The sequence below is a fragment of the Streptomyces sp. CB03238 genome (genome assembly GCF_002099185.1).
In the GTDB taxonomy this organism is placed as follows: domain Bacteria; phylum Actinomycetota; class Actinomycetes; order Streptomycetales; family Streptomycetaceae; genus Streptomyces.
Genome location: NZ_NBCN01000016.1, coordinates 17,555 through 43,050 on the forward strand (window position 1 = coordinate 17,555; position 25,496 = coordinate 43,050).

The following is a 25,496-nucleotide window of genomic DNA, read 5'->3' on the forward strand; positions in this document are numbered from 1 at the left end:
GGCCGGCCTGCCGGCAGTGGCGTATTCGGCCTAGACAGGGTCGGCGGCAATCCGCTCCTTTTCTCCGAGCAGGCGCTCGACGAGGGAGACGACGCCCCCCAGGGTCGCGAAGCTCTCGTGGGTGAAATCCTCATCAGAAATGTGGATTCCGAAGATCTCCTCGCACTGGACGCGCAGTTCCACGAACCCGAGCGAGTCCAGTCCGTAACCGTCCCGCAGGCTGTCGCCCGGATTCATTCGGTCGGGTGGCACCTCGACCTGTACCTCGGATACGAGAATGCCTTTCACGGTCCGCATGACATCCATCTGGAACTCCTCCTTCAAGGGGCTCGCTCCGTGTGACGCTCAGCCGAAGGAGACCGCCCGGCGGCCGTCCCCGCTCACCGCCACGAACATCGTGATGAATTTCCTGGGAGTGGGGGTCGTGTGGACCCGGTGGGCGAATTCGGAGGACAGCACCACGGTCCGTCCGGTGACCGGACGGACCCGGACCCGGTCCGCGGAGGCGAACAGGCCCTCGTCGATGGGGTAGGACCTCGTCGGGTGGGCGCCGATCACCGCCGGCCGCCAGGCGGCCACCTCCAGCTCGCCGCCCTCCGGTGTGTTGAGATAGGTGATGACGGAGTACTGCCGGGCATCCTGGCCCAGGTCGAGCTCTGTTCCCTCGTACTCCAGGCAGGCCGAGTCGAAGTGCCACTCCACCCCGCTCGTCGCCGATCTCACCACCGCCTGGGTGAAGCGCCGGCCCGTGCCCGTGGTCGCCGGTTCGACGGTGCCGGCGCCGGCCACGGACGCCACCAGCCGGCGCGCGAAGGCCTCCCACTCGCCGATCACCGGATGCTCGGCGGCGGCCACGCGATCGAAATAGGAATCCGGCCAGCCTTTACCGGTCCATCCCTCGAAAACGCTGAGTACATGATTGGTGATGGAGGTCTTGTCGGACACCGAGCCGGTGCCCGAGATCAGGCGCAGATCTTCGATCAGACGGGAAGGGAGAGCTCCGTCGAAGACGGTACCAGGAACGATTCCCAAATCGATTCGGCTTTCACCGGCAGAGGGACCGTTCTTTTCGATCGACGTCATGGCAGGAATGCTCCATTGTCGGTCTCGGTGAAGGATCTTCCCTCTCCCCGGATGCACTCGGACGGAAGTGGTGGAGGAGGCACGGAGGATCAACGACAGGCTAGCCGCCGAAGACGTTCGGTGGCGTGCGTAATTCAGGACATTGCGTGGGCCTGTGGGAATGTGTTCATCGAGAGGCCTCTGTTGCGTGGGAGGCCTCAAGATTAGGCGATACGCGCGGGCGTCACCCCGCTGCCACGAGCACCGTGCCGAGGAGAGCCAGGCCCGCGCCCGCCGCCTGTCCGGTACGGAGCCTCTCGCGCAGCACGCCGCGCGCCGCCAGGGCCGTGACCACCGGGTAGAGGGAGGCGAGGACGGCCGCCACGGTCACCGGTCCGCTGTGCGCGGCCAGGCTGTACGTGCCGTTGGCGGCCACGTCCACCAGGCCGACGAAGGCCAGCGTGGGGAGCGATGCCCGGATCGCGCTCCACCCGCCGGGCGGCAGCACCGGGGCACCGCGGCGCGCGGACCCCCACAGGGCGACCGCGCCGGCCCCCACGTTGCACAGGCGCTGGACGAACAGGGCGAGGAACACCCCGGTCAGGCCGTGGGACGCCTCGGCGATCAGTACCATTACCGAGCCGATGCCGAACGCCGCCACGAGCGTGAGGGCCAGTGTCCGTTTCTCGACCGTTCCCCCGTCGAGCCGGGCACCGCTGACGAGCACGACCCCCGCGAGGGCGACCGCCATGCCCGCGAGCTGCGGCGGGCCGGGACGCTCACCGAGAACGAGCCCCGCCCCGACGGGTACGGCCACGGCGCCGAGCGCGGTGAGGGGCGAGACGACCCCTATGGGGCCCAGCGCCAGCGCCCGGTAGAAGGCGAGTTGTGCGACGGAGCCCACGAGTCCCGCCGCGACCGCGTACCCCAGCCGCGCATCGGCCGTGGACCAGCCGCCGGTCGCCAGTACGGTCACGCCCAGCGCCGCCACGGCCAGCAGCTGGGACACCACCAGGACGGTCCGGGCCGGCATGCGGCGGGTCAGCAGCCCGCCGCCGAAGTCGGCCAGGCCCCACATGAGGCAGGTGGCCAGAGCCAGCACCGATGTCATGAAAAGACCTTCGCGATACGGAACACTGTGGGTCCTGAGCGGACGCGCTGAGGCTCTGGTGAGGGAGCGCCGCGAGCATCGGGATCGTAGCGCTCGCGAACTTCGCGAAGCACGTCGACGCGCAGGGCGCCGGCGTCGGCCGGACGCCGACCAGAGGCCGGACGGCCCGTCAGAAACCCGACGCCGAAAGCCGTCAGTGGGAGATCCGCTCGACCAGTTCCGCCAGTGCCACCGCCAGCGTCTCGAGCCCCTGGCCGAGGGGCTCGCCCCGCTCGCTCATGTACAGGTCACGCCGGATCTCCACCATCAGCGCGCCGACCCTCGGCTCCTTCCCGTAGTACCGCAGCGGCACGTACGTGCCCGCGAACGGGGTGTCCAGCCCCGTGCCGCCGAAGCCCGCGAACGCCCGCCGCGCCGCGTCCAGCAGCGGGGCGGGGGTGTGGAACGCGTCGGTGCCCAGGCAGATCGGCGGGCGCGGCCCGTCGCCGTGCAGTTCGTACGGCAGCGCCTTCGCCGGGTACGAGTGGACGTCGAGGACCACGGCACGCCCGACCGCGTCGAGCCGCTCCGCCACGGCCGCCGTCATCGCCTCCGCGTACGGGTGGAAGTAGCGCTCGATCAGGGGCTGTACGTCGGTGCCGGCCGGGCGGAGCTCCTCGCGGTGCGTGGTCCGGGTGTAGACCGCGCCCATGCCGACCGCCAGCATCTCCTCCCGCTCGTCGGGGAACCGCTCGGGGTCGACGACCAGGCGGGACAGCCGGTTGACGAACCGCCAGGGCGTGACCGGCGCCGTCTCGGCCGCCCGGGTGGCGATCTCCGCCGTGTACGCGTCGGTGATGTGGTCCAGCTCCACCGCCAGCGCCGGGTCGTCCAGCACGATGCCGGCGCGGACGTCCGCGGGTATGGCGCGGGAGGAGTGCGGGACGTGCAGGATCACCGGGGAGCCGGGGGCACCCGGGTGGAGCCGGAAGGCGGCGGAGGTGTCGGTCGTCACGTGGTTCCTCGCTGACGGTTCGTGAGGTGTCCCGGACATCATGTCCGTCGTGCGGGTAGGCGGCCGGCATGGGTCACATCCTGATCGGTACATGTTCCTGGACGGACAAGGCACTTGTCGGCAGCGGGTGGTATCCGCCGGGACGACGCGACCCCGAGGGACGGCTGCGGCACTACGCCGGACAGTTCCCCGTGGTCGAGGCCGACTCGACGTACTACGCGCTCCCCAGCGTGCGCAACAGCCATCTGTGGGCCGAGCGCACCCCGCCGGGCTTCCGCTTCGACGTCAAGGCGTTCTCCCTCCTCACCGGCCACCCCACCCGGCCGGCCGCCCTCCCCGCCGACCTGCGGGGCCGCGCCACCGGCGACCCCGGGCTCCTCGACGAGGTGTGGCACCGCTTCAGCGAAGCCCTGCGTCCACTGCGGCACGCGGACCGCCTCGGCACCCTGCTGTTCCAGTTCCCGCCCTGGTTCGCCCCCGGCGCCCGGGCGGAGACCGTCCTCCACCGCACCAGGAAACGGGCCGCCGACTGGCCCATGGCCGTGGAGTTCCGGCACCCCGACTGGTGGCGGGACGACCACCGGGACCGCACCACTGCCCTGCTGAGGGACCTGGACGCCGCCGCCGTGGCCGTGGACATGGCACAGGGCCTGCCCACCTCCATACCCCCCGTCACCCCGGTCACCTCCCGCGACCTCGCGGTGGTCCGCTTCCACGGGCGCAGCACCGCCTGGGGGAGCGGCACCAAGGAGGACCGTTTCCGGCACGCGTACGCGGAGGAGGAACTGCGGGAGTGGCGGCCGCGCCTGTGCGCCCTGGCCGATCGGGTCGCACACCTGCACGTGCTGTTCAACAACTGCTGCGCCGACGCCGCCGTACGCGCCGCCGAGTCCATGAAGCGCCTGTTGGCCCCCGCCACACATCCTCGGGACGCCACCGGGTAGACGCGCCGTACAGACTCCTGAGGAGGTTCCATGTCCGGACTGATCACACGCATCAAGCAGTTCACCCGCAGCCCGCAGGGGCAGCGGACGATCGCCTCGGCGCGGCGCGCCGCCTCCGACCCGCGCAAGCGCGCCCAGGCCCGCCGGCTGCTCGGCCGGCTGCGCGGGCGCCGATGACGACACGCCGATGACGACGTACCGAGGAGGGTGAGCGGGCCCATGGGCATGGGAGCCCTGACGCGGTGGGAGCGGGCCCTGGAGCGCTGGCAGAGCGCCCTGGTCTCCAAGGCCCGCCACCACGAGCCGGTCGAGCTGCTCGACGCGCTGCGCCGGGAGTGCGACGACCACGCCGTGGTGTGCAGCGAGAGCAGAGTGGTGGTGCCCAACGCGTACGAGGTCGAACTGGACACCGCCGTGCACGAGGAGCTGCTGCGCCACGGCGCCGGCGACGTGGGGCAGGAGCTGACGGACGTCCTGGCGCGCCACGGGGAGCAGCAGGGGTACGAGTGGGCCGGGCCGCTGACCGTACGCATCACCCCGGCCACCCGCCCGCCCGACGACCCCTACCGGGTGAGCAGCAGCCCCATGCCCCACGTCCGGGCCGACGCGTTCCCGGCGGCGGACTGACGCCCTGACTGGCTGCCCGTGCCCGGGAAGGAGCAGCATGGGGTAGAGGCGATGGGCAGCGGCGCACGCCGGCGGCTTCCCGGGTACGGAGGCGGTGCACGCGTTGAGCGGGCAGATCTTTGCGACCTTCGGGGTGGCGCTGGCCGCTGTCTATGTGCCGGCCGAGAGCGGCGAGGAGCTGCGCCTCGCCGAGCTGGCGGGTGACTCCCACTGGCCGTACGAGATGCCGCAGACGTACGCCCTCTCCGGCCGTTCGGCGGTGGCCGACGCCTGCCGTGCCCGGCGGCCCCTGTGGCTGACGTCGAAGGAGCCGGCTCCCGGCGGGACGGGCAGCCCGGTGTCGCTGGGCGCGCTGCCGCTCGGCGGGGACGCGAGACTGCTGGGCTGCCTGGTCGTGGTGCGCGGGGACGGTGACGGCTTCGACGCCGACCAGCGCGCTTTCCTGGAGCTCTACGCCGACCAGACGGCCGCGGGGCTGGAGGCGGCCGCGGCCCGGGTCGCCGTCCCCGTGGAGGTCGGTTCGCCCACGGGACCCACGCTGCTGCCGCTGCGGGGCGGTACCTTCGTCCTGACGCTCAGGACCGGGCGCATGGACGTGGACGCGCAGGTGCTGCACCTGCTCGGCGTCTCCCCGGCGGACTTCCACGGACAGGTGTCCACCCTGCTGGAGTGCGCGGTCCCCGACGACGTCCCGGCGCTGATGTCGGTCGTCGAACCGGACCGGGCGGCCGCCCACCAGCAGCTGGCGTTCCGCGTCCGCCGGCCGGGCGGCGAACTGCGCTGGCTGGGGCTGCGCTGCCGCGTGCTGGCCGGCGAGGACGGCAGACCGGAACGCATCCTGGGCGTGGTGGGCGACGCCTCGTACTTGCGCCCCACCCCCGACGAGGTGTCGCTGGTGCAGCGGCTGTCCGCCGCGCTGGCCGGCGCCACGACGATCCGGGACGTCAGCAGGGTGGTCGTCGACTCCTTGCGTACGCCGCTGAACGCCACCCGCGTCGCGGTCGCCGAGCTGGAGGGCGACCGGCTGGTGGTCACCCTCCTCGACCCGCCGCAGCCCGACGCCTGGCCCGGGGTGTGGCGCTCGGAGTGGCGCTCGGAGTGGCCGGACGCGTCCTGCCACAGCCTTCCGACCCTGGAGAGCGCCCTGCGGGAGGGCCATGTCGCCCTGTGGCCGCCGGGCGCCCCGCTCGAACCGGGCCTCGCCGGCATCGGCCCGGGCGGTCTCGCCGTCCTGCCGCTGCCGGCGGACGGCCGCATGGTCGGGGTGTGCCTCGTCGGGTGGGACGGCGAGCACCGCTTCGGACCGGAGGAGCGCTCCCTGCTGACCGCGACGGCCGGCCTGGTGGGCCAGGCCCTGACACGTGCCCACGCCCTGAACGCCGGGCACGAACTCGCCACGATGCTCCAGCGCAGCCTCCTGCCCCGCAAGCTCCCCGAGCTGCCGGGAGGCGTGGCCGTCGCCCGCTACCTGCCCGCGACGGTCGGCCTGGAGGTGGGCGGCGACTGGTACGACGTCATCCCGCTCTCCGACGGGCACGTGGCGCTGGTCATCGGCGACGTGCAGGGCCACAGCGCCGGGGCCGCCACGATCATGGGGCAGATGCGTACGGCGATCCGGGCGTACGCGGTGGAGGGCCACCCGCCCGACGTGGTGGTGGCCCACGCCAACCGGCTCCTCGTCGGCATGGAGACCGACCTGTTCGCCACCTGCTGCTATGTCGACCTCGACATGGAGGAGGGCCTGGCCTGGATCGTCCGGGCCGGCCACCTGCCACCGCTGCTGCGCCTGCCCGACGGCACCACGGAGGCGACCGACATCGAGGGCGGACCCCCGCTCGGGGTCATGGCGGACGCCGAGTTCCCGCTCACCGAGCTCGGCCTCGCGCCCGGAACCCTCATCGCCCTGCTGACGGACGGCCTGGTGGAATCGTCGAGCCTCCCCCTGGAGGACGGGATGCGCGCCGTGTGCGAGGTGCTGCGGGGCGCCGACCCGGCCGACCCCGGGCGGGTCGCCGACGGGCTCGTCGCGGGCACGCGCCGGCGCGACGACGACGTGGCGGTGCTGCTGCTGCGCTACGACGGGATGCGGATCCGGCCGATACGCGCCCGGTGGGCGGTGTGGCGGCTGCCCGACGCCGTCATGCACGCGCGTCGCTTCACCGCCCGGACCCTGCGCGGCTGGGGCGTGGCGGCGGAGGTCGACATGGCGCTGCTGGTCGTGTCCGAGCTGGTCACGAACGCCATCGCGCACACCCGGGGAGAGGTACGGCTGGATCTGACGCTGGCGGCGGACCGGCTTCGTATCGCCGTGAACGACGCCTCGCCCCGTACCCCCGTCAAGTCCACCAGCGTGGACTGGGAGGCGACCGGCGGGCGCGGGCTGCTGCTCGTCGAGGCGATGTCCACGGCCTGGGGGTCGGTGCCGCTCAGCGGCGGCAAGCAGGTGTGGTCCGAGGTCGCCCTGGCGCCACGCGAGCGGCTCGACGACGGCGAGGGAAGAGGCGGGGGAAGCGGCGGTCGGGCGGTGCCGGAAGGGACGCGGCCGCGCTGGGACAGCCGGGACAGCCGGGACAGCCGGGACACGGGCGGGCGGCCCGTCCGCCTGATGCCCGGAGCACACGACGGGAGGTGACCGAGATGAACACGCGCCGCCGCCGGACCGCACCCGCCGTCCTGCCGTCGGCCGGCCTGGCCCTGGCCCTGGCCCTGGCCCTGCCCTCCGGCCTCGCCGCCTGCGGGAAGGCCGCCGAAGTGCGGGAGCCGGGCGCACGGGTCGCCCCCGACGGCCGGGCGATCGGCCTGTTGCTCCCGGACGACACCAATCGCTTCGGCGCGTTCGACCGGCCCTTGATCGAGCGGCGGATCGCCGAGCTGTGCGCCGAGTGCGACGTGGAGTTCAACAGCGCGCAAGCCGATGTGGCGACCCAGCAGCAGCAGGTCGACGCGATGATCACCAAGGGGGTCCGGGTGATGATCCTGGACGCCGTCGACTCCAAGTCGCTGCGTTCCTCGGTCGACCGGGCCCGCGAGGCGGGCATCGAGGTCGTCGCCTACGACCGGCTCGTGGACGGCCCGATCTCGGCGTACGTCTCCTTCGACGGCGAACGGGTCGGGCGGCTCCAGGGCGAGGCGCTGCTGAAGGCCATGGGGAAGAAGGCGCGCGGCGGCCAGATCGTGATGATGAACGGCGCCGCCACCGACCCCAACTCGGCCTGGTTCAAGGAGGGCGCGCTCGCCGCCCTCGAGGGCAAGATCAGGATCGGCAAGGCGTACGACACCGCCGAGTGGCGGCCGCTGAACGCCCACATCAACATGTCCGGAGCCATCGCCGCCCTGGGCGCCGACAACATCGACGGCGTGTACTCCGCCAACGACGGCCTCGCCGCCGGCATCATCTCGGCCCTGAAGTCCGCCAAGATCCGGCCGCTGCCCCCCGTGACCGGGCAGGACGCGGAGCTCGCCGGTATCCAGCGGATCGTCGCGGGGGACCAGTACATGACCGTCTACAAGCCGTTCAGGCTGGAGGCGTACGCCGCCGCGGAGATGGCCGTCGCACTCGTACGCGGAGAGAGCCCGGACGAGATCGCGACCGGCAGGGTGGACAGCCCCACCACCCGCGGCATCCCCTCCGTCCTGCTCACGCCGATCGCCGTGACCGCCGACAACATCAAGGAGACGGTCGTCAAGGACGGCATGTACACGGTCGACCAGATCTGCACCCCCAAGTTCGCGGCCGACTGCGAGAGAGCGGGACTCACGCCATGAGCCCTGGGACGGAAGTGGTTCACATGGCAGCACCACCCCTGCTGGCGCTGAAGGCGGTCTTCAAGCGGTTCGGCGCGGTCCAGGCGCTCGCGGACGTCGACCTGGAGATCCGCGCGGGCGAGGTCGTCGCGCTGGTGGGCGACAACGGTGCCGGAAAATCCACCCTGATCAAGATCATCTCGGGTGTGGACCCCGCCGACCACGGTGTCCTCGAGTGGGACGGCCGGCCGGTCCACATCGCCCGGCCGCACGACGCGCAGGCCCTCGGTATCGCGACCGTCTACCAGGACCTGGCGCTGTGCGACAACCTCGACGTCGTCGGCAACCTCTTCCTCGGCCGGGAGATCCACCGGGTCGGCATCCTGGACGAGGTGGAGATGGAGCGCCGCACCCTCGGCCTGCTCGACACCTTCTCCATCCGGATGCCCAGCGTCCGCGTCCCCGTCGCCTCCCTGTCCGGCGGACAGCGGCAGACCGTCGCCATCTCCCGCTCGCTGCTGGGCGACCCGCGACTCGTCCTGCTCGACGAGCCCACCGCCGCGCTCGGCATCGAACAGACCGCCCAAGTCCTCAACCTCGTCGACCGATTGCGGGAACGAGGCCTCGGCGTGCTCCTCATCAGCCACAACATGGGGGACGTCAAAGCCGTCGCCGACTGGATCGCCGTCCTCCGCCTCGGCCGGAACAACGGCTTCTTCGACGTCACGACGACCTCCCACGAGCAGATCATCTCCTCCATCACCGGGGCCACGGACAACGCCGTCACCCGGCGCGCGTCCCGCGAGTGGGAGCTGGGCTGATGAGCGGCACGAGCGGCACGAGCGGCGCCGGCGGTACGGACGGAGGGAAGGCGCGCCGCGTCGAGGCGTTCAAGGACAGCCTCCGCAGCGGTGAACTCGGCTCCCTGCCCGTCCTGCTCAGCCTGGCGTCGATCTGGCTCATCTTCGTGATCCTCGACGAGAAGTTCCTCTCGCCCCGCAACCTGTCCAACCTGAGCGTGGACATCGTCGGCACCGGACTGATCGCCGTCGGTGTCGTCTTCGTCCTGCTCCTGGGGGAGATCGACCTGTCGGTCGGCTCCGTGAGCGGCCTCGCGGCGGCCGCGTTCGCCGTTCTGAACGTCCAACACGGCATGGCGGAGGGCGTCGCCGTGCTGATCGCCGTGGTCATGGGAGCGGCGATCGGGGCGGTGCACGGATTCTTCTTCGCGAAGGTCGGCGTCCCCTCGTTCGTCGTCACCCTGGCCGGGCTGCTGGGCTGGAACGGCCTGATGCTGTACATCCTCGGATCGAGCGGCACCATCAACCTCGACGACGAGGGCCTGGTCGCCATGCTCACCGGCCACTACTTCCACGACGTGGCCGTCGCGTACGGCGTGGCGGCGCTCGGCACCGCCGGCTACTTCCTCGTCTCCGTGCGGGACGCGCGGCGGCGCGTCGCGGCCGGAGTGCCGTCCCGGACCCTCACCGAGATCGCCGTACGCACCGGGGCCCTGGCCGTGGTCGTCTTCGCCGCCGCGTTCGTGCTCAACCGGTTCCAGGGGCTGCCGCTCGCCCTGCTGATCTTCATCGTCGTCCTGGTGGGTCTGGACTACGTGCTGCGCCGCACGACCTACGGGCGGATGATCTTCGCGCTCGGCGGCGGTGTCGAGGCCGCCCGGCGCGCCGGCCTGGAGGTGGCGTGGGTGCGGATCTCGGTGTTCATGGTGTCGGGCACGATGGCCGCGGCCGGCGGCCTGTTCCTGGCCTCCCGGGTCACGTCCGCCAGCCAGGCGTCGGGCGGCGGCAACCTGCTGATGAACGCCATCGCCGCCGCCGTCATCGGCGGGACCAGCCTCTTCGGCGGCCGCGGCAGGGTCTGGTCCGCACTGCTCGGCGTCCTGGTCATCCAGTCGATCGCCTCGGGCGTCGCCCTGCTGGGCATCCAGGCCGCCGTCCAGTTCATGATCACGGGCGGGGTGCTGCTCGTCGCCGTGGTCATCGACTCCCTGTCGCGGCGCGCCCAGAAGGCCCACGGCCGGGTCTAGCCGGGCATGGGCGGTCGTGTTCGTGGGACTCGTACGTATCGTCGTTCCGGAACGAGACGGAGGAAAAGCCGTGAGCAGCGCGAAGCAAGAACGAGCGGAGGCCGCGAAGCTTCCCGACGACGACGTGATCGGAGTGCTGCTGCGCCAGCACGCGCTCATCCGGGACCTGTTCTCGGAGGTGAAGGGCGCCGAGGGCGGCCGGCCCAAGCAGGAGGCCTTCGACGCGCTGAGGGCACTGCTGGCGGTGCACGAGACCGCGGAGGAGATGATCCTGCGTCCCGTCGCGACCGACACCGCCGGCGCGGCGGAGGCCGATGCCCGCAACCGGGAGGAGAAGGCGGCCAACCAGGTCCTGGCCGAACTGGAGAGGATGGACGTCTCCAGTCCGGAGTTCGACGAGCTGCTGCGCAGGTTCGAGAAGGACGTCATCGAGCACGCGGAACACGAGGAGAAGGAGGAGTTCCCCTCCGTCCTCCAGGAGTGCCCCGAGGCCAAGCGGAAGAGGCTGGGCGGTCAGCTCCAGCTGGTCGAGAAGCTCGCCCCCACCCACCCCCACCCGCGCGCCGCCGGCTCACCGACGGCACAGTGGGTCGTCGGACCGTTCGCGTCCATGCTCGACCGCACCAGGGACGCGCTGAAGCACGTCACCAGCCGCTGACAGCCCCTGCCGTGGCCGCCGGCGTCCCGCGATCGGTCACGGGACCAGCCGCCGGCGGCCGAGGAGGACGCCGAGGGCGACCATGCCGGCGCCGAGAGCGAGGTGCAGCCAGTTGTCGGCCGTGTTCACCGGTACGAAGTTGGCCGCGCTGTCGTGGTCGATGAACAGCCCGTACAGCCACAGCGCCAGGTAGATCACGCCACCGACGACGAGGAAGGTCCGGGCGGTCGACACGGCGCGCGCCATCGACAGGCCGGCGAGGCCGAAGGCCAGATGGACGAGGTTGTGCAGGATGGACACCTGGAACACGCCGAACAGCTTCGCCTCGGAATCGTGCTCGGCGAACTTCATCGCGTCGTAGTCGGTGGTGATCCCGGGGATGAACCCCAGGACGCCCACCAGCAGGAAGACGGCACCCACGAGCAGCGCTGCCTGCTGCACGGGGGTCCGGGGAGCCACAGTCGTACCACGAAGACTGTTCATGATCGGACTTCCTTCATGTGGGGGCGGCCTTGCGGTCCGCCCGTACCACCCCCTGAATCGTGCGTACCCGGGCTGGGCGTGTTTATCCCGCTTTTACATCCGGGTGGCAGTCGCCACGCATGGTCGAACTTCTGCGACACACCCGCCGCGCCTACGCCGGAGCCCGCAACCGCCCGCTCGGCGGATACCTGGCGGCCATGGCCGGCTACGGCGCCTACGTGACGGGGTGGGCGGCCGTCATCCGGCGGAGCGGCGCCGCGCTGCCGGACCGGGCGGAGCCGTGGGACGTCGCGCTCACGTCGGTGGCGACGTTCCGGCTGAGCCGGCTGCTCACGAAGGGCGTGGTCACCAGCCCGCTGCGGGCGCCGTTCACGACGTACGAACGCCACCAGGGGCCGGCCGAACTGAGCGAGACGCCTCGGGGCGGACGCAGGAAGACGGCGGGGGAACTGGTGACCTGCCCCTTCTGCATGAGCGTCTGGGTGGGGACGACGTTCACCGCGTGCCGGGTGCTGTGGCCGCGCGCGACCCGCACCGCGGTGGCCGCCGTGGCGACGGTGGCCGGGGCCGACGCGCTGCAACTGGCGTACACGCTCCTGATGGACAAGGCCACGAAGGACTGACCCGGGGGCGGTACGCCCGCTCATACGGGGCGGGTGACCCGAGCCGTACGGACCCGACGCCCGGCGAGACCGGTTGCCGGTCCGGGTACGGGAACATCCCGGTCCCCGCCTCTCACCGGCCCAGCCGGCCGGCCGCGGCCGACAGCAGCAGGTCGAGGGCCAACGGATAGGCGCTGCGCGGCATCTGCGTCACCAAGTGGCGGGACGTGGCGGCGATATGGGGGTGCGTCGCGGCGGGCAGCCGCGCGTACGTCGTACGCCACACCTCCGCCTCCGCCTCCCGCGCGGACCGGGGGAGCGCCGCGTTCGCCGCGTCCAGGGCGGCGAAGGCCAGCGTCTGGTCGACGAAGGCGTGGTAGAGCCGCACCGCCTCCGGGTCGGGGAACCCGGCTCCGCACAGGATGCCGAGGATGGTCTCCACCGCCCGGATCTCATGGACGCGCCCCGTCACCCGGCACGCACCGAGCACCGCCGCCTGCGGATGGGTGAGGGCACCGGCATGTATGCGCAGACCTAGGCTCCGCAGGTCCTCGCGCCAGTCGCCGGTGGGGCGCCAGGTGGCCAGCGAACGGCCGATGAGCTCGTCGGCGACGGCGAGCAGCAGGTCGTCCGTACCGCGGAAGTAGCGGTACAGGGCGCTGGGGTCGGCGCCCAGGGCCAGGCCGAGCCGGCGCACGGTGAGCGCGTCGGCGCCGTGCTCGCCGATGAGGCGCAGGGCGGTCTCGACGATCAGCCGCTCGGACAGGACGACACCCCGCTTGGTCGGGCGGCGGCGCCGTCGGGCCGGGCCTGGTACGACTCGGTCGGTCACCGGACCGAGGGTCGCGGACCGGGCGTGCTTATGTCAACGCCATTGACCTGTTGGCCGTCGCCCCGCTTCGATGCGTCTCATGCGGACCCCTCACCACGCCGACCTCGTGTTCACCGGCGGCCCCGTCCTCGTTCCTGCCACCCCCGCGACCGGTGTCGCCGTCGCCGTCACCGGCGACCGGATCAGCGCCGTCGGCGAGGCGCACGACGTACACGGCCTCATCGGCCCGAAGACCGAGGTCGTCGACCTCGCCGGCCGTCTCCTGCTGCCCGGCTTCCAGGACGCGCACGTCCACCCCGTTCCCGCCGGCCTGGAGCTCACCCAGTGCGACCTGACCGGGGCGAAGACCGCCGCGGACACCCTCGCCGCCGTACGCGCGTACGCCGCCGCCCACCCCGACCGGGAGTGGATCACCGGCGGTGGCTGGTCCATGGAGGCGTTCGACGGAGGTACGCCCACCAAGGACCTCCTCGACGCGATCGTCCCCGACCGCCCCGCCTACCTCCCCAACCGGGACCACCACGGTGCCTGGGTCAACAGCCGCGCCCTGGCCCTCGCCGGCATCACCCGCGACACCCCCGACCCCTCCGACGGCCGCATCGAACGCGACGCGTCGGGCGAACCGACCGGCATGCTCCAGGAAGGGGCCATGCAACTCGTCGGGCGCCTCACCCCGCCCTCGACCCACGCCGACCGGCTGGCCGCCCTGCTGCACGCCCAGCGCACCCTGCACGCGCTGGGCATCACCGCCTGGCAGGACGCCCTCGTCGGCACGTTCCTCGGCATGGACGACCCCTCGGACGCCTACCTGGCCGCCGCCCGCGACGGCTCCCTCACCGCCCGCGTCGTCGGCGCCCTGTGGTGGGACCGCGCACGCGGCGCCGAGCAGATCCCGGACCTCCTCGAACGGCGGGACGCCCTCAGCCACGGCCGGTTCCGCGCCGGAACCGTCAAGATGATGCTGGACGGCGTGGCCGAGAACGGGACCGCCGCCCTGCTCGACCCCTACCTGGACCGCTGCGGCTGCGCCACCGCCAACCGCGGCACCAGCTTCATCGACCGGGCCCGGCTGCCGCGGTACGTCACCGAGTTGGACGCCCTCGACTTCCAGGTCCACTTCCACGCGCTCGGCGACCGCGCCGTACGCGACGCCCTGGACGCCGTCGAGGCCGCCCGCGGCGCCAACGGCCCCACCGACACCCGACCGCACCTCGCCCACCTCCAGGTCGTCCACCCCGACGACATCCCCCGCTTCGCGGCGCTCGGCGCCACCGCCACGATCCAGCCCCTGTGGGCCGCGCACGAGCCACAGATGGACGACCTGACCATCCCGTTCCTCGGCCCGGAACGCACCGCCCGCCAGTACCCGTTCGGCGACCTGCTGCGCGCCGGGGCGACCCTCGCCGCGGGCAGCGACTGGCCGGTCAGCAGCCCCGACCCCATCGAGGGGATCCACGTCGCCGTCAACCGCGTCCTGCCGGGCGGCACCGGCCCGGTCTTCCTGCCCGGCCAGCGCATCGGCCTGAACACCGCGCTCACCGCGTACACCGCGGGCTCGGCCCACGTGAACCACCTCGACGACACCGGCAGCGTACGGACCGGGGCCCTGGCCGACCTGGTCGTCCTGGACCGCGACCCGTACGCCGGACCGCCGGAGGCCATCGCGGAGACGAGGGTCGCGCTCACGTACGTGGGCGGTGAGCGCGTGTACGCGGCCGACGACGCGTGACCGCCGCGCCCCGCCTCGGCCCGGCCCGTCCTCCTATGCCTGCCGTGCGGGGTGCGCCGTGATCGACGCCACCGGGGCCGTATCGCCGAGGTGCCCCACCTGGTGCCGGGCCCGGTCCGTGGCCCCGGGGCCACCGGAGATCGCCGCCGTCGCCGGGGCGGGCGGCGCCGCCTTGCTCCGCTCGTCGGGGGCGTTCGCCACCGAGGACCAGGTACGCAGCCGATGGCTGACCGCGTCGTCCAGGCTCACCGGGGCCCCGCGCTGCTCGGCCAGCCGGCTCGCCTCCCGGCCGAGCGCCGCGATGTCGTCCCAGCGCAGCCGCAGTACCACCGACACCTCCGCGCCGCCGTCCGGAAGTCCTCGCATCGCCGGCTCGTCGCGCTCGTTCATTGCCGCTCCTGTCGTTGCGTGTCGTTGCCGCAGGGACGTTTCACCGCACTAGTACGGAGCAGCCCCGGACCCCGTTCAGCACCCGGCCGAAACGGCGTGTCGCCCGAATGGGCGCATGGGTACCCGCAGGTGCACGCTGGAGGAGTGACGGAGTGACCAGGAGGTGTGAGTGATGAAGACGATCGTCGGCTGGCACGTGGACATCGAGTTCACCGAGGACGAGGTCGCGGGCAAGACGCGGGCGGCCTGCATGGTCAGGCTCCCGGACGGCACCGAGATGCGCGCCCACGGCCACGCCAAGCGGCACCCGGACGACATGGAGCAGCAGCGCGTCGGCGAGGAGATCGCCGCGGCCCGCTGCCTGAACGAACTCTCCCGAAATCTGATGAAGAAGGCCGGGGGTGAGATCGAGGAGGCGACGCACATCCCGGCGCACCTGGCGATGTGAGCGCCAGGTGAGCGCGCGCGAACGGACGGCGCGAACGGGCGGGTCGCGGTCGGCAGCCGACCGCGACCCGCCCCACGGCGTCCCGACGCGGCCCGCCCCACGACGCCCGCCTCCCGACGCGGCCCGCCCCTCGACGCCTCCCGACGCCGTCAGGACGACCGCGCCTGGCGCGTCCGCGACCTGTTCGCCTTGCGGATGGCCTCCAGCAGCTCCGGCTTCGACATCCGCGACCGGCCCGCGATGTCCAGCTTGCCCGCGAGCTCGTAGAGGTGCTGCTTGGAAGCGTTCTCGTCGACCCCCTCACCACTGCGCCCGCCCTGCTGCCTGGGCCGCGCCGCCAACGGATCCGACGGACCCTTGCGACCGCCCTCCTTGCGCTCCCAGTGGTCGCCCACCTTCTCGTGGGTGTGCTTCAGGGCGCTGTAGGCCACCCGGTGGGCGCGCTCGCCCTCCCCGTACTCCTCGACGGCCGAGTCGTGCGCCTTCACCCACGTACGCTGCGCGCTCCTGGGCGAGCGCCGCAGCGTCGAGGGCAGCTCCTGCTCTCCCGGCACGCTGATCACCTCCTGCCCGACGGGTGACCCGCGGGGCGCCCCGACAAACGCCGGACGGGTGACGCGACACCGCGTCCGCGCCGAGCCTGCCGACGTCCGGCGCACCCTGCTGGCAGAGTCGGACCCGTTAACTCCAAGCGCCCCGCCCATGGGGCTGCTGGGCCGGGCCCCCGGACGGGTCGTACTGTCCGGGGGCCCCGGCTTGCGCGGAAGGCGGGCCTTTACGATGAGGGCCATGAGCCCCGATCAGCACCGCAGCCACGTACGCCCCCCGGCGTACCGCAGGGCGCTGCTGATCCTGGCCGTACTCGCCGGGGTGCTCGCCATGCACGGGCTGGCGCCCGGCTTCCTCGGCCCGGCCGCCACCGGTCATGCGCACGCGCGACAGGGCGCCCATGTCGCCGGTGACGCGTGCGAGCACGTGGACGAGGGCCACAGCGGGGCGGGCCACGCCGAGCACGCGGACTCCACGTGCGCGGCCGGGGGCGTCTCCACCGCACCCGCCCAGCCGCCCCTGATCGCCGGTGCCGGCGCGCCGGGGGCCGATGTCACGCTCCTCACCCGCGCCGGCGGTGCGACGGCCACCGACCGGGCTCCGCCCGACCTGGCCCAGCTGCAACTCCTCCGCATATAGGGACGCCCGCGCGGCGCACCGGCTCCTCACCCCGAGGAGCGGCGCCGTGCCCGTTGAGTCGTCCCTGATACGCACGCAAGGAGTCGCACCACCATGACCGCACGACGTCTTCTCCGTACCCGCAAGGCCGCCGCCTCCGCCGCGGCCGTCACCGCCGCCGCTCTCGTACTCGCCGCCTGCGGCACCGACGGCGGCGACTCCTCCGGCCACGCGGGTCACGGCAGCGCGCCCGCCACCTCCTCCCCGTCCGCCGAGCGGGGCGGGCACAACGCCGCCGACGTGGCCTTCGCGCAGGGCATGATCCCGCACCACCGGCAGGCCGTCGACATGGCCGACATGGCGGCGGAGCGGGCCTCGGCCAAGGAGGTCAAGGAGCTCGCCGCCGCGATCAGGAAGGCCCAGGACCCGGAGATCCGCACGATGTCGGGATGGCTCACCTCCTGGGGCGAGCAGGTGCCCGGCGAGGACGCGTCGGCCGATCACTCCGGCCACGGCGACGGCACGACCGGGATGATGACCGAGCAGGAGATGGAGCAGCTGGAGAAGTCCTCCGGCAAGGCCTTCGACACCGCGTTCCTGCAGCTGATGATCAAGCACCACCAGGGCGCCGTCGCCATGGCGAAGACCGAGCAGGCCAAGGGCTCCTACCAGCCGGCCAAGGACATGGCCGGTGACATCATCGCCTCCCAGTCCGCCGAGATCACCGAGATGAACAAGCTGCTCGGCACGGACTGATCCCGCGCGGCACCTACCCGAGGCGCGCCAGCACCTCCCGGCAGGCGTCCCCGACCCGTGCGTCGCCCAGATACGCGGCGATGCCGTGATGGTCCGCGCTGTCGTTGGCCACCAGCACATCGGTGACGCGGTCGGCCGGGGCGTACTCGGGGCGCACGGTGTGGTCCAGGGCCACCGGGTCCCGCAGGTCCGAGGCGTTCAGCCAGGCACGTACGCCTGGCGGCACCGCGGGCCGCGCGGCCAGGTGGTCCTGGACCTCCGCGACGCCCAGCGGGGAGCCGGTGGTCACGAAGAGCTCCGCCTCCCGCCCGGTCTCCGCCAGCACCTCGTAGGCCACGACGGAGCCGAGGTCGTGGCCCACGACGACCAGCGGGGCGTCCTCCGCCTTGTCCAGCGCCGCGGTGACCACGTCACGGACGGCGTCCCCGGCTCCTCCGAAGAAGTACGCGTGGGTGTCCTTGAACGTGTGCTTCACGAGGGTCCGGAGGACGGCTCTGCGGGCCGCCACGGACGCGGCCATCGTGTCCGCCAGGTACGTCATGTCCCGCAGCCAGCCGCCGAGCGGGTCGCCCGGCTCCCCGGTCCAGGGCCCCTCCGGCGCGGTGCCGCCCGACTCGAACCACGCCTCGCCCAGCGTGCGCGCCACGAACTCCTCGGGCGGCTCGTCCCGCACGGACGGCGGGACCTCGTCCTGGACGCCGTCGTCGGGCAGCGGCGCCTCGTACCGTACGGGCGCCCAGTACGCCATCAGGGACGTCTCGCCCGTGTCCCCGCCGAAGAGCGCGTTGTCCCACCGCGACCTCAGCAGCTCCGGACGGACCTTGTTGCCGGTGCCGTGGACGTAGATCACCCTGGCGCCCATGGTGCCTCCCGCCCCCCACGAAGAAGACGGTCACTGCCAGTTTAGGCCGCCGCGTGTGCCGGGGCCCGGTCACGGCCGCCCGGGTGGCGGTGGCGCCAGAACCAGAAGACACCGCCGGACACCAGCGCCCACGCGCCCAGCACCGCGAACGGGAACACGTGCTGGTGGCCGCCGAAGTACACGGCCGTGTGCTGGGCGTTCACCGAGGCGCCGGGGGGCAGCCAGCGCCCGATGTGGCCGAGTACGGACGGCAGCAGCGGCCAGGACACCGCGCCGCCCGACGACGGGTTGCCCAGCAGCACCATCAGGCCCCAGGTCGGCAGCATCGCCCACCGCCCCATGAGGGTGTTGAACATGGTGAAGACCATGCCGGAGGTGAACATCGTCAGGGCCAGGATCAGCCAGGACTCCACGAAGGGCAGGTCGAGCGCGCCCAGCAGCCAGTCGACGGTCGCGGCGATCGCGAAACTCCCGAGCAGCGCGTACGCCACGGTGAAGGCGATCCGCTCGGCCGGGTCGAGCGCGCGGGCGTGCACGCTCAGCTGGATCGCCCCCACGAAGCCGATGATCACCGCGGCGAGCGAGATGTAGAACAGCGCCAGCCCCCGTGGATCGCCCTTCTGCAGCGGCTCGACGTCCCGCACCGCGACCCGCACGCCCGTCGCCCGGCCCACCGCCGGCCCCGCCTCGGCCAGCACCTGCGCCACGGACGCCCCCGCGGCCCCGACCACGTCCAGCCGCACGCCGGTGCCGGCCGGTCCGGCGGTGAGGACGGCGAAGACCTCCTGCTCCTCCACCGCGCGGCGCGCCTCGGCCCCGGTCCGGTACCGGCGCAGCTCCAGCGAGGCGTTGAGCGCCCGCTCCATGCCGGCGACGAACCTCCTGCCCTCGGCCGTGTCCGTGGCGCCGACGACGGCGGTGGGGATGTGACGCGGCGTCGGGTTCGCCATGGTGTACGTGTACGAGCCGGCGAACAGGGCGGCCGCCACGGCCAGGATCAGCACCAGCACGGAGGCCGGCAGGAAGGGCGACTCCTTGAACGTCGCCCACCTGTCGGCCCGCGTCGGAGGGCGCCCGTGGGCGCCGTGCGAGCCCTGGGCTTCCTGGGAGCCCTGGACTTCCTCGGCGTCGGCAGCATCATGCGTATCGGACATGCCGTCAGGCTAAAGCGAACATATCGCCCGAAAAGGCCGGAACGCGCGCGTGGACCCGGCCGGGGAACGGAACCGGCTTCGCCTGGAGCGCAGTCGGAGGTACCGTCGGGGGGCCGGACGGAGATCGCGGAGGGGTTATGGCGGTGCTGCACACCGAGGACGGGTCCACGCCCGGACGACGTCCCCGCCGCCCCCTGGCGGCGGACGAGTCCGGGCGGGCGGGATGCGTACACGTGTCGGGTCAGGTCTACCTGGACACGCTCACGCAATGGGAGAGCATTCTGGGCCGGCTGATCCAGCGCGAGGGGGACATTCACATGGACCTGTCGGGTCTCAGCTTCGTCGACGTGGCGGGGGCGACCACCCTCGCACGCACGGCGCAGCGCCTGCCCGGGGGCCGGCGGATCGTGGTCCGCAACCCGCCGCCCTCCCTGAGTCGTGTGCTGGAGCTGTTCTGGCCGGAACTCGATGCGATCGAGGTGGTGGAGTGAACGACATGGCGCCGACGGCCGATCCGTTCACGCACCCAGCCCTGTTCTACGCGGACGAGGCCGGGTACCTGGCGGGAACCGTACCGTTCATCGAAGCGGGCCTCGCCGCCGGTGAACCGGTCGCGGTGGCCGTTCCCGGAGAGAGGCTCGCCCTGCTGCGCAAGACGCTCGGCGGCGACGCCGACCGCGTGCGGCTGCTGGACATGGAGCAGGCGGGCCGCAACCCCGGGCGGATCATCCCGCGCGTGCTGCGCGGGTTCGCCGACGCCCACCCCGGCCGCCGCGTACGGATCATCGGTGAACCGATCTGGCAGGGGCGCACCCCCGACGAGTACCCGGCCTGCGCGCAGCACGAGGCACTGATCAACCACGCGTTCACCGGCCGCGCGGCCACCATCCTGTGCCCGTACGACACCTCGGGGCTGGACGCGCTGGTGCTGGCCGACGCGCGCGTCACGCATCCGGTGCTCATCGAGGACGGTGTCGAGCGGGTCAGCGACGCGTACGCGCCCGACCGGGTCGTGGCCGGTTACAACCTGCCCCTGGCCCGTCCCCCCGGCGTCCGCGAACTGGTCTACGACGCCGACCTGCTGCCTGACGCGCGTAGCTTCGCCACCCACCACGCCGAGACGCTCGGCCTGCCCGCGGACCGGCGCGAGGACCTGGCCCTGGCGGTCTCGGAGCTGACCACCAACAGCGTCATCCACGGCGGCGGCACGGGAACGCTGCGGCTGTGGGCCGAGGACGGCCAGGTGGTGTGCGAGGTGCAGGACCGCGGCAGGCTGAGCGACCCGCTCGCCGGCCGCCGGCCCGCCGAACCCGGCCAGCTCGGCGGTCGCGGCTTGCTGCTGGTCAACTACCTCGCCGATCTCGTACGCCTCCACACGGCGCCCGACGGCACCACCATCCGGTGCTACTTCGGGCCGCCGGTCCGGGGTGCCGAGCCGCGCGGTCAGTACGCCGGTGAGGCGGGGGCCGGCGGCGAGCCGTAGTCGGGCGACTGCTCGGTGGTGGTCTCGCCGGGGGGCGGCTCCGTGGTCGTTTCCGTGTCCGCCGTCTCCGGGCTCACCGGGGACTCGGGGGTCTCCGGGCTGGGGGAGGACGGCGGCTTGGGCGTGGGCGACGACGGGGGAGGGGACGTCGCGGTGTCGGTGGGGCTGATCGTCGGCGCCTTCGTCTCCTTGTCCCGGTCGGCGTTGGAGTCGCCCCGGTGGCGGGCGATCCACTCGCCGGTGTCGATGTCGACGATGACGAAGACCTTCACGACCTGGGTGGCGGGCTTGACGACGACCGTGTTGGACATGCGGTAGCCGGGCCACGGGGTGCCGGTGGGCCGCGGTGCGGTCCTGGTGATGACCGGGTCGCCGAGCGGGTTGCCGCAGGCGCACCGCACGCGCGGCGCCCCGCGGTTGTCGACCAGGACGGCGGTGCCGGCCTGGAGGACCGCCTGGTACGCCCGTGGGGCCCCGTCCCGGTAACCGTGGTTGGTGACCCAGGTGTCCGCGCGCAGCCGCAACGGGGTCAGCGACCGCAGGTAGTCGGGCACGGTGGGCGGCTGGATGCGCAGGGCGGTGGCGAAGGCCCGGTTCTTGGCCGGTTCGGCCGCCAGGTACTCGATCTGACGCTCGACGTCGCAACTGGCCACGTTCTTGGTGCCGCCGTACAGGCCGCGCCGCGAACCGTCGTACTGCCGTACGGCGTTGTCGCCGGGCGGCGGCGCGGTCGTGGGCACCTGGACGGTGGGGGACGGCGAGTCGACCGGGTCGCGGGCCGTGGAATCGGTGAACGGGTCCGGGCCGGTGGCCGCGGCGTTCTGGAGGGAGAGCGTGCCGCCCCCGCCGCCGCCCCCGCCGTCCCCGTCACCGCCGCCCGGGCGGGTCAGGACGACGGCCACCACCACCGCCACGACGAGCGCGCCGGCCGCGATCGCGATGCGCGGGACGGACCGCCACCACGGGCGGTCTCCGCCACCCCCGTCACCCGGGCCGCCGCCACCGGGACCGCCGCCCGGACCGCCGCCCCCGCCGGGTCCTCCGCCACCCGGGCCACCGGGGCCGCCCGGCCCCTCGCCTCCTGGGGCGGAGGGCGGCGGCGGGCCACCCTGCGGGTGCGTGGAGGCGCCCGAGATGGGGCCCGGAGGAGGGCCGGTGGGGCGTTCGGAGGGCGGTTGGGAAGTCACGTTTGTTCCCTTTCTTCCGTACCGTGCCCATTGTGTGTCCCGTACGGGTGCGCCCCGCAAGCGGACAGCGTCCGCGCAGTGACACGCCGCCACCGTCGGCAGGCGGCTTCCCGGCGGCACCCTTAACGTGGCAGCGTGAGCCGTCAGGGACCCCGCCCACCGAGCCCCGCACCGAGCGGGGTGCGCGGCGCCGTGCGCGACTGGGGCGACGCCCTGGTCGCCGTGCTCGCCGCCCTGGTCGCCATGGCCGTCGTCGCCGCTCTCGGCCTGTGGGCGGCGGGCGCCGCCGACCTGCCGGACGGCGCGTTCCCGCACGTCGTCGCGGCCGTCGTCGTCATCGCCGCCGGCGGATCGGTGGACGTCGCCGGAGACGCCGGCGGCCTCGCCGGTACGGACGCGGAACTCACCCTCATGCCGCTGTCCGTGACCCTCACCGGAGCCCTCGTCGCGGGCGCCTGCTTCCTCCGGCCGCTGCGGCACCGCGCCGTCGCCGGCACCGGCGAACTCCTCGGCCGGGTCGCCCGAACGGCCGTCCTGTGGCTGGCCGCGCTCGCCGCGCTGACCGCACTGGCCCGGCACACGTTCCCCGTCGCGCCGCCCGACTCGCCCATCGACATCATCGGCGGCCTGCTGGACGCCACCCCCACCGTCGGCTTCCGCGCCGACACCGGGCTCACGCTCCTGTTCGGCCTGATCTGGCTGCTCGGCGTCCTCGCCATGGCCCTGCTCGTCTCCCGCAAGGCTCCGCTCCCCGCCCGGCTGCTGCGCTTCCAGGAACCGGTCCGCCCGGCCGCCTTCGCCATGCTGCTCCTGCTCCTCGCCTACGTGGCCGTCGGCCTGGTCGTCGGCCTGGTCGTGGCGGCGACCAGGGGCCATGCCGCCGAGACGTTCGCCGTGATCCTGCTGGGCCTGCCCAACGTCGTCTGGCTCGCCCTGGGCCTCGGCACCGGCGCCTCCTGGGAGGGCAGGGTCGAGGGCCCGTTCGGCCTGCCCATGCCCCACGTCCTGGACCAGGCGCTGCGCGGCTCGGAGGACACCACGCTGAACGTCGCCGCCCTCGCCCAGCACGACGGGCGGGCCTGGTGGCTCATCCCCGTCGCCGCCGTGCTGCTGCTGGCCGCCGCCTTCGCCATGGCGGTCCGCTCACCGGCCGGCACCCGGCTGTGGCAGTACGCCCTGCACCTGGGCGTCGCCTTCGCGCTCACGATGCTCGTCGTCACCCCCGTCACCCGGGTCGTCGCGCGGCTCGGCCTGTCCGTGCTGGGCATCATCGAGATCGAGGACCTCGGCGGACAGGTGGCGCTGCGCCCCCATGTGTGGACCGCTGTCGGGCTCGCCCTCGCGTGGGGCCTGGTGGCCGGTTCGCTGGGCGGGCTGCTCGCCTCGCGCGTACGCCGCCGGGGCGAAGTCCCCACGAAGTAACCCTGAGGTTCACCTTCACAGTTCCCGGAACACCGGCAGCGCCCAGGCGGGCGGCGCCGGGGGCGGTGTGCGCGCACCACCGTTGCCCACGAGCGCCGCCCGCAGCTCGGCCACGAACTGCAGGCAGGTGTCGTACCGCTCCTCCGGTGCCTTCGCGAGCGCCTTCGCCAGGACGGGGTCGACGGCGGCCGGCAGTCCCGGGCGCTCACCGGTCAGGGGCGGCGGCGGATCGTACTGGTGGGCCCAGAGCAGCGCCATGTCGTCGTCACGCCGGAACGGCGGCACCCCCGCCAGCGTCTCGAAGACGACACACCCCAGGCTGTACACGTCGCACCGGCCGTCCACCGGCCGCCCCGAGATCTGCTCCGGCGCCACGTAGTCGAGCGTCCCGACGAACTGCCCCACACTGGTGAACCCGGTCAGGGACAGCGACTTCTTCGTCAGACCGAAGTCCGTGAGGTAGACGTGCTCGGGATGCTCGCTGTCGGTGCCCGGCGCGACCAGGATGTTGCCCGGCTTGACGTCCCGGTGCACCAGGTCGTGCGCGTGCGCCGCGTCCAGCGCCGACGCCACCTGCGCGGCGATCCGCCCGGCCTTGTCGGGCGGCAGGGGGCCCTCCCGGTCCAGCAGGGCCCGCAGGTCCTGCCCGGCGACGTACCGCATGGCGATGTACAGCACGCCCTCGGTCTCGCCCGCCTCGAACACCGGCACGATGTGCGGGTGGTCGATCGCGGCGGCGACCCGTGACTCGTGCGCGAACCGCTTGCGGAAGGTGTCGTTACGGGCCAGCTCCGGGGCGAGCAGCTTCAGCGCCACCGCCCGGTCCAGCCGCAGGTCGCGCGCCCGGTACACCACGGCCATGCCGCCGCGTCCGATCTCGCTCTCCACCCGGTAGTCCGCGATCTGCTTGCCGACCAGCCCCGACGGCCGGCCGGCGGGCAGGTCGTCACGCGTGACGCGGTCCGCCATCAGCCGTCACCCGTCGTACGGTCCGGTACGTCGTTCTCGTCGTCGCGGCGCTCGACCAGCCGCGTCGGCTCGGCGCCCGCGTCGGGCACCGCCGCGTGCTCGACCACCCGCGTCGGCTCGTACCCCACGGGTGGGGCGGGGACGACCGGTGGCGGCGGCTCCTCGCCCAGCCCGGTACCGGCCCCCACGGCCGACGGACCGGCCTCCGGGCCGCCCGAGGGGCCGCCCGAGGGGTCGGCGGAGGGGTCGGCGGAGGGCTCGGCGGAGGGGCCGGCCGGGCGGTCGGCCTCCGGGACCGCCGACGGGGCGGCCGAGGCAGTGTACGTACTGAGCCGCGTGCCGTCGCAGTACAGCCAGCGCTCCCGCCGCGCGTCGTACATCCACAGCGACTCCCCGTCCACGACCAGGCCGATCCGCAGCCCCTGGGTCCGCCGCCGGAACGTCTCGCCGTCCACGCGCCCCGCCGCCAGTTCCTCCGCCGCCCGCCGGTAGCGGCCCACCGCCTCCTCGGCGCGGGCGAGCAGCGGCCGTGGATCGGAAGCCGTGCCCATCGGCTGCCCCGCCGCCGGTGGATCCGGCGGTACGGAGACCAGCAGGCGTCCGTCCACCCAGGCGGACCACCCGTTGGAGCACAGGACCTGGCCCCAGTCGCCGACCCGGTCCAGCAACTGCACGGGCAGGAACGGGTCCAACGGCACGGTGGGCCGCGCCGGATCCGGCGTCTCCCAGGCGGGCAACCCCTCGGCGGGCACCACATGGCTGGGCCGGAAGCCGTTGCCGGGGGAGTGGGAAGCGCTCGGGGAACCGGGGAAGACCATCAGCCGT

General features: G+C 73.2%; 29 protein-coding genes. 16 read left to right on the forward strand and 13 right to left on the reverse strand.

The genetic code is table 11. From position 1 onward, the window contains the following. Nucleotides 1-30 precede the first annotated feature (30 nt). From BKD26_RS26555 to BKD26_RS26570, 4 genes are all read right to left on the reverse strand, one after another. Nucleotides 31-324: an acyl carrier protein gene (locus BKD26_RS26555; RefSeq protein ID WP_241518858.1), complete on the reverse strand. Its 294-nt coding sequence runs from the start codon at nucleotides 322-324 to the stop codon at nucleotides 31-33. Between the two features lie 21 nt (nucleotides 325-345). Then, nucleotides 346-1,176, reverse strand: coding sequence for a 2OG-Fe(II) oxygenase (locus BKD26_RS26560; protein ID WP_206603720.1), 831 nt, complete (start codon nucleotides 1,174-1,176; stop codon nucleotides 346-348). 130 nt (nucleotides 1,177-1,306) lie between these two features. Next, nucleotides 1,307-2,173 carry an EamA family transporter gene (locus tag BKD26_RS26565; protein WP_084903014.1) on the reverse strand — a complete coding sequence of 289 codons (867 nt, stop codon included), beginning with the start codon at nucleotides 2,171-2,173 and terminating at the stop codon, nucleotides 1,307-1,309. Nucleotides 2,174-2,366: 193 nt separating this feature from the next. Then, nucleotides 2,367-3,167 carry an N-formylglutamate amidohydrolase gene (locus BKD26_RS26570; protein WP_241518859.1) on the reverse strand — a complete coding sequence of 267 codons (801 nt, stop codon included), beginning with the start codon at nucleotides 3,165-3,167 and terminating at the stop codon, nucleotides 2,367-2,369. Nucleotides 3,168-3,235: 68 nt separating this feature from the next. On the opposite strand from BKD26_RS26570, the gene BKD26_RS26575 reads away from it, so the two are divergent. From BKD26_RS26575 to BKD26_RS26605, 8 genes are all read left to right on the forward strand, one after another. Next, nucleotides 3,236-4,111, forward strand: coding sequence for a DUF72 domain-containing protein (locus BKD26_RS26575; protein WP_084903019.1), 876 nt, complete (start codon nucleotides 3,236-3,238; stop codon nucleotides 4,109-4,111). 30 nt (nucleotides 4,112-4,141) lie between these two features. Further along, complete coding sequence (locus BKD26_RS40535) at nucleotides 4,142-4,288, forward strand: hypothetical protein (protein WP_179166714.1); 147 nt, start codon at nucleotides 4,142-4,144, stop codon at nucleotides 4,286-4,288. Nucleotides 4,289-4,336: 48 nt separating this feature from the next. After that, on the forward strand, nucleotides 4,337-4,738 hold the full coding sequence (locus tag BKD26_RS26580; protein WP_084903315.1) for a DUF3662 domain-containing protein: 402 nt from the start codon (nucleotides 4,337-4,339) through the stop codon (nucleotides 4,736-4,738). A 103-nt stretch (nucleotides 4,739-4,841) separates the two neighbouring features. Beyond that, on the forward strand, nucleotides 4,842-7,370 hold the full coding sequence (locus BKD26_RS26585) for a SpoIIE family protein phosphatase (protein ID WP_084903317.1): 2,529 nt from the start codon (nucleotides 4,842-4,844) through the stop codon (nucleotides 7,368-7,370). 5 nt (nucleotides 7,371-7,375) lie between these two features. Further along, entirely contained in the window at nucleotides 7,376-8,503 is a 1,128-nt protein-coding gene (locus BKD26_RS26590) for a substrate-binding domain-containing protein (RefSeq protein WP_084903320.1), read from the forward strand. Between the two features lie 14 nt (nucleotides 8,504-8,517). After that, on the forward strand, nucleotides 8,518-9,303 hold the full coding sequence (locus BKD26_RS26595; RefSeq protein ID WP_084903022.1) for an ATP-binding cassette domain-containing protein: 786 nt from the start codon (nucleotides 8,518-8,520) through the stop codon (nucleotides 9,301-9,303). Then, nucleotides 9,303-10,529, forward strand: coding sequence for an ABC transporter permease (locus BKD26_RS26600; protein WP_084903025.1), 1,227 nt, complete (start codon nucleotides 9,303-9,305; stop codon nucleotides 10,527-10,529). Before BKD26_RS26595 ends, BKD26_RS26600 begins: the two co-directional genes overlap by 1 nt. 70 nt (nucleotides 10,530-10,599) lie before the next feature. Then, nucleotides 10,600-11,187, forward strand: a complete 588-nt coding sequence (locus tag BKD26_RS26605) for a hemerythrin domain-containing protein (protein WP_073756011.1) — start codon at nucleotides 10,600-10,602, stop codon at nucleotides 11,185-11,187. A gap of 36 nt (nucleotides 11,188-11,223) precedes the next feature. Here the strand turns inward: BKD26_RS26605 and BKD26_RS26610 are convergent, their stop codons facing one another. Further along, entirely contained in the window at nucleotides 11,224-11,670 is a 447-nt protein-coding gene (locus BKD26_RS26610; protein WP_084903026.1) for a DUF4383 domain-containing protein, read from the reverse strand. Between the two features lie 119 nt (nucleotides 11,671-11,789). Here BKD26_RS26610 and BKD26_RS26615 point away from each other — a divergent pair, with 119 nt between their 5' ends. Further along, the gene (locus BKD26_RS26615; RefSeq protein WP_084903030.1) at nucleotides 11,790-12,293 is read left to right on the forward strand and encodes a DUF1360 domain-containing protein; all 504 of its coding nucleotides are present in this window, start codon (nucleotides 11,790-11,792) and stop codon (nucleotides 12,291-12,293) included. 112 nt (nucleotides 12,294-12,405) lie between these two features. Here BKD26_RS26615 and BKD26_RS26620 read toward each other — a convergent pair whose 3' ends face one another. Next, nucleotides 12,406-13,104 carry a TetR family transcriptional regulator gene (locus BKD26_RS26620; protein WP_084903033.1) on the reverse strand — a complete coding sequence of 233 codons (699 nt, stop codon included), beginning with the start codon at nucleotides 13,102-13,104 and terminating at the stop codon, nucleotides 12,406-12,408. 79 nt (nucleotides 13,105-13,183) lie between these two features. Here BKD26_RS26620 and BKD26_RS26625 point away from each other — a divergent pair, with 79 nt between their 5' ends. After that, nucleotides 13,184-14,833 (forward strand): amidohydrolase, encoded by a 1,650-nt coding sequence (locus tag BKD26_RS26625; RefSeq protein ID WP_084903035.1) that lies wholly within the window; start codon nucleotides 13,184-13,186, stop codon nucleotides 14,831-14,833. 33 nt (nucleotides 14,834-14,866) lie between these two features. Here the strand turns inward: BKD26_RS26625 and BKD26_RS26630 are convergent, their stop codons facing one another. Continuing rightward, on the reverse strand, nucleotides 14,867-15,223 hold the full coding sequence (locus tag BKD26_RS26630; RefSeq protein ID WP_241518860.1) for a hypothetical protein: 357 nt from the start codon (nucleotides 15,221-15,223) through the stop codon (nucleotides 14,867-14,869). A 169-nt stretch (nucleotides 15,224-15,392) separates the two neighbouring features. On the opposite strand from BKD26_RS26630, the gene BKD26_RS26635 reads away from it, so the two are divergent. Next, entirely contained in the window at nucleotides 15,393-15,671 is a 279-nt protein-coding gene (locus tag BKD26_RS26635; RefSeq protein WP_179166715.1) for a DUF1876 domain-containing protein, read from the forward strand. Nucleotides 15,672-15,820: 149 nt separating this feature from the next. Here the strand turns inward: BKD26_RS26635 and BKD26_RS26640 are convergent, their stop codons facing one another. After that, nucleotides 15,821-16,225 carry a ChaB family protein gene (locus tag BKD26_RS26640; protein WP_084903321.1) on the reverse strand — a complete coding sequence of 135 codons (405 nt, stop codon included), beginning with the start codon at nucleotides 16,223-16,225 and terminating at the stop codon, nucleotides 15,821-15,823. Between the two features lie 235 nt (nucleotides 16,226-16,460). Here BKD26_RS26640 and BKD26_RS26645 point away from each other — a divergent pair, with 235 nt between their 5' ends. Together BKD26_RS26645 and BKD26_RS26650 are read left to right on the forward strand one after the other, a co-directional pair. Continuing rightward, on the forward strand, nucleotides 16,461-16,859 hold the full coding sequence (locus BKD26_RS26645) for a DUF6153 family protein (RefSeq protein ID WP_084903042.1): 399 nt from the start codon (nucleotides 16,461-16,463) through the stop codon (nucleotides 16,857-16,859). Nucleotides 16,860-16,952: 93 nt separating this feature from the next. Continuing rightward, nucleotides 16,953-17,594, forward strand: a complete 642-nt coding sequence (locus BKD26_RS26650; RefSeq protein ID WP_084903044.1) for a DUF305 domain-containing protein — start codon at nucleotides 16,953-16,955, stop codon at nucleotides 17,592-17,594. A 13-nt stretch (nucleotides 17,595-17,607) separates the two neighbouring features. On the opposite strand, the gene BKD26_RS26655 is transcribed toward BKD26_RS26650, so the two are convergent. Next, nucleotides 17,608-18,456, reverse strand: coding sequence for a hypothetical protein (locus BKD26_RS26655; RefSeq protein WP_084903047.1), 849 nt, complete (start codon nucleotides 18,454-18,456; stop codon nucleotides 17,608-17,610). Between the two features lie 41 nt (nucleotides 18,457-18,497). Further along, nucleotides 18,498-19,610, reverse strand: a complete 1,113-nt coding sequence (locus tag BKD26_RS26660) for a hypothetical protein (RefSeq protein ID WP_084903049.1) — start codon at nucleotides 19,608-19,610, stop codon at nucleotides 18,498-18,500. Nucleotides 19,611-19,747: 137 nt separating this feature from the next. Between BKD26_RS26660 and BKD26_RS26665 the strand changes: the two genes are divergently transcribed. After that, nucleotides 19,748-20,101 (forward strand): STAS domain-containing protein, encoded by a 354-nt coding sequence (locus BKD26_RS26665; RefSeq protein WP_084903051.1) that lies wholly within the window; start codon nucleotides 19,748-19,750, stop codon nucleotides 20,099-20,101. Nucleotides 20,102-20,106: 5 nt separating this feature from the next. After that, complete coding sequence (locus BKD26_RS26670; RefSeq protein WP_084903324.1) at nucleotides 20,107-21,093, forward strand: sensor histidine kinase; 987 nt, start codon at nucleotides 20,107-20,109, stop codon at nucleotides 21,091-21,093. Here the strand turns inward: BKD26_RS26670 and BKD26_RS42125 are convergent. Further along, entirely contained in the window at nucleotides 21,054-22,280 is a 1,227-nt protein-coding gene (locus BKD26_RS42125; RefSeq protein WP_206603721.1) for a DUF6777 domain-containing protein, read from the reverse strand. The two genes, BKD26_RS26670 and BKD26_RS42125, sit on opposite strands and share 40 nt — an antisense overlap. Nucleotides 22,281-22,460: 180 nt before the next feature. Here BKD26_RS42125 and BKD26_RS26685 point away from each other — a divergent pair, with 180 nt between their 5' ends. Continuing rightward, nucleotides 22,461-23,702 carry a streptophobe family protein gene (locus BKD26_RS26685; protein WP_084903056.1) on the forward strand — a complete coding sequence of 414 codons (1,242 nt, stop codon included), beginning with the start codon at nucleotides 22,461-22,463 and terminating at the stop codon, nucleotides 23,700-23,702. Between the two features lie 15 nt (nucleotides 23,703-23,717). Here BKD26_RS26685 and BKD26_RS26690 read toward each other — a convergent pair whose 3' ends face one another. Further along, nucleotides 23,718-24,671, reverse strand: a complete 954-nt coding sequence (locus tag BKD26_RS26690) for a serine/threonine-protein kinase (protein WP_084903058.1) — start codon at nucleotides 24,669-24,671, stop codon at nucleotides 23,718-23,720. Next, the gene (locus BKD26_RS41620) at nucleotides 24,671-25,489 is read right to left on the reverse strand and encodes a hypothetical protein (RefSeq protein WP_084903060.1); all 819 of its coding nucleotides are present in this window, start codon (nucleotides 25,487-25,489) and stop codon (nucleotides 24,671-24,673) included. The genes BKD26_RS26690 and BKD26_RS41620 overlap by 1 nt, the downstream gene beginning before the upstream one ends. Nucleotides 25,490-25,496 lie beyond the last annotated feature (7 nt).